Annotated in this window: 2 rRNA genes; both read right to left on the bottom strand. The window is 45.0% G+C overall.

The annotated features are described in order from the left end of the window. A 5S ribosomal RNA gene (gene rrf / locus M3183_RS26710) occupies nt 1-88 on the bottom strand; the annotation flags it as partial. A 244-nt stretch (nt 89-332) separates the two neighbouring features. Further along, nucleotides 333-478: ribosomal RNA gene (locus tag M3183_RS26705) — 23S ribosomal RNA — on the bottom strand; the annotation flags it as partial.

Below are 478 nucleotides of genomic sequence, written 5' to 3'. Positions count from 1 at the left end.
CAAGGCCCCAACTACCATCGGCGCTGAGAAGCTTAACTTCCGTGTTCGGTATGGGAACGGGTGTGACCTTCTCGCCATCACCGCCAGACTATTTAATCGACACTATTTTATTATAATGTCTTTTTTGCTTTTTTCAAGGGGGAATTTCATTTTTTTCGTTCCCTCAAAACTAGATAATATAGAAGAAGTGGATAAGAACGAGTTCGCTGTCTAGCTGCGGCTCCTAACTTCTCGGCCGTTTCGGTCCGTCCCAACAAACCCCAAAACCAGGATTTGAAGTGCCAGCCCTCCAACGTCTGTCGAAGTTGAACAGTCGCCTACGCTTTTCGAATTTGGTTAAGTCCTCGATCTATTAGTATCAGTCAACTCCACATGTCACCATGCTTCCATCTCTGACCTATCAACCTGATCATCTTTCAGGGATCTTACTTAGCTTTAGCTAAAAGGAAATCTCATCTTGAGGGGGGCTTCATGCTTA

This window comes from Neobacillus mesonae (genome assembly GCF_023715155.1).
GTDB lineage: Bacteria > Bacillota > Bacilli > Bacillales > Cytobacillaceae > Neobacillus > Neobacillus mesonae_A.
This window is presented reverse-complemented; position numbering and strand designations above follow the sequence as displayed.